This window comes from Neisseria sp. HMSC061B04 (assembly GCF_001836705.1).
Taxonomy (GTDB): domain Bacteria; phylum Pseudomonadota; class Gammaproteobacteria; order Burkholderiales; family Neisseriaceae; genus Neisseria.
On sequence record NZ_KV830195.1, the window covers coordinates 1 to 2,434 of the forward strand.

The following is a 2,434-nucleotide window of genomic DNA, read 5'->3' on the forward strand; positions in this document are numbered from 1 at the left end:
CAATCACTTACAATATTCAAAAACAAAAAGGCCGTCTGAAAGGTTTTTCTGTTTTCAGACGGCCTCTTAGCTCAAACCTTGAAAACCGCATGCGTGCGTTCCGCACACATCCTACTTGTTGAGTTTAAATTTCATATAGGCTACGGCTTGCTGCGCCGCTTCAAAACCACCCGCCGCACCCTGTACAACCAAGCGTGGCAAACCGCCGAAACACAAGGCGCATTCGACAGCCTGTTTTTCAATTCAGACGGCATCCTGTTCGAAGGCGGCAGAAGCAACGTGTTCGTCAAATACCAAGGGCAATGGCTCACCCCGTCTCTGGATTTGGACATCCTCAACGGCGTCATGCGCCAAGCCGTGTTGCAGCATCCGCAAACCTACTTGGGCGCGGACACCGTCATCGAAACGCACATCACCCGCGACATACTGGAACACGCCGAAGAAATCCGCCTCTCCAACGCCTTAAGGAGCGTGTTTGAGGCGGATTTGGTCGTTAAAGAATAAAATTATTTCCTGAAAACGGATAAAGCCGACAGGCGGAGTATTCGTGAAACGGGTTATATGTCTGAAACTTGAGTGTTCACAAACATGCGCACGACTTTACCCTCATAACGCTGGTTCAACCACGCCTGTAAACGTTCGCGATCTTTGGCAGGCAAAGGCTCCTTAAATTCGAGCGAAACCACGACAATATCGTCATGTTCGCCTGTCCCCGGTTTAGTGTTTTTGCCGCTTTCAGACTGCTCGGAAACAGGGGTTGCTTGCGCTTTCTCCCAAACCAAGCCGCGTCCGACAACGATTTTTTCCGCTTCGGGATATTGGGCTTTTATTTCCTTAAGTACCGCAGCATCGTCAGCACCGGCGGTATCGGCAGTTTTGCCCGCAAGCACGGTATCGATGTAGGCTTGCTGCTCTTTCAGCTCGTTTTGCAACTGCACCGGGTTGTTTCGGTTTGCCAGCAATTCTTCGATTTTGGCATCGTCCCCTCCCGCATAGACCACGTTGACCTTCGGCTCTTTCACCCCCGACGCGTTAAGGCTTTTCACCAGCAAGACGGAAATTTTCTCGGCATTGCCCGTTCCATTGACAATCAGACCGACTTTATTTTCTCTGTGGTTCAACACCTTACGCAGCACGAAAAAACCTTCCTGTTGCTGCGCAGTGGCAATGGCGGCATTGGCTTTGGTGTTGAAGATCTCCTGACGCACCAGTCCTGATGCCATATAGCCGCTCGGAATCATCACAGCCAACACGACGGTGGTAATAATGATGCTTTGCAACCGGCGTTTGGATTCCGTTACCAACCCCCTGCGCGGCAGCTTGAGCAGCTTGGAAAACAACAAGGTCGCAAAAGCGATGAACACGCAGTTGATGGCAAAAAGATATGAAGCACCGAGAAAGTAGTGCCAGTTGCCATGTGCCAGTCCGTAGCCCGCAGTACACAGGGGCGGCATCAATGCGGTAGCAATCGCCACTCCCGGTATGGCATTGCCTCCCTCTTTTCGGGTCAGCGCCACAATACCCGCACTACCGCCGAAGAAGGCAATCAACACATCCCAAAGGGTCGGCTGAGTACGCGCCAAAAGCTCGCTTTGCGCCTCTTTAAGCGGGGTTAACAGGAAATACAACGTAGCGGTAATCAAGCTGATGACGACGAATATAATAATATTGCGCACGGCTTGACGGATCAGCGCAGTATCCCCTACCGCCAAACCGTAACCCATACCTACAATCGGTCCCATCAACGGCGAAATCAACATCGCGCCGATCACTACCGCCGTGCTGTTCATATTCAGACCGATACTCGCCACGGCAATGGCAAACATCAATACCCACATATTGGTTCCGGACACCCGAGTATTGGCGCGGATGACGGCATCAATTTTATCGGGATGGGCCTGGTCATGCGAAAGATTGAACACATCTTGCAGCCTGGTCATGGCCCCACTGTCTTCTTTTGGCTGGTTTTCTTGTTCTTCTTGGTTTTTAATGTTTTCTTGGTCTTGCACTTTCATCCTTAAATCAATCTTAACGATTATCTCTGAATATTTAATTAACTGGGATTTCGAATACTGATAATTATGCTTGATAACTAAGTTCAAATCTGATTAAACAGATACCTTGCAGAATATTAAATATTAGCAGATACTTTGCAGAAAATATTAGCATATATCCGAAAACGCTGACAACGCCTAGCCTGAGACCTTTGCAAAATTCCCCCAAATCCCCTAAATTCCTACTAAGACATTTAGGGGATTTTTCATGAGCACCTTCTTCCGGCAAACCGCACAAGCCATGATTGCCAAACACATCGACCGTTTCCCACTATTGAAGTTGAATCAGGTGATTGATTGGCAACCGATCGAACAATACCTGAATCGTCAAAAAAACCGTTACCTTCGAGACCACCGCGGCCGTCCCGCCTATCCCCTGT

1 protein-coding gene and 2 pseudogenes are annotated in these 2,434 nt (G+C 49.3%); 2 read left to right on the forward strand and 1 reads right to left on the reverse strand.

Annotated features, from left to right (window positions below; all coding sequences use genetic code 11):
• Positions 1-150 precede the first annotated feature (150 nt).
• Positions 151-504: pseudogene (locus HMPREF2661_RS06985) on the forward strand (aminotransferase class IV); the annotation flags it as partial.
• Positions 505-557: 53 nt separating this feature from the next.
• Here the strand turns inward: HMPREF2661_RS06985 and HMPREF2661_RS06990 are convergent.
• On the reverse strand, positions 558-2,009 hold the full coding sequence (locus tag HMPREF2661_RS06990) for a DUF389 domain-containing protein (protein ID WP_049323035.1): 1,452 nt from the start codon (positions 2,007-2,009) through the stop codon (positions 558-560).
• Between the two features lie 253 nt (positions 2,010-2,262).
• On the opposite strand from HMPREF2661_RS06990, the pseudogene HMPREF2661_RS06995 reads away from it, so the two are divergent.
• Positions 2,263-2,434: pseudogene (locus HMPREF2661_RS06995) on the forward strand (IS5 family transposase); the annotation flags it as partial.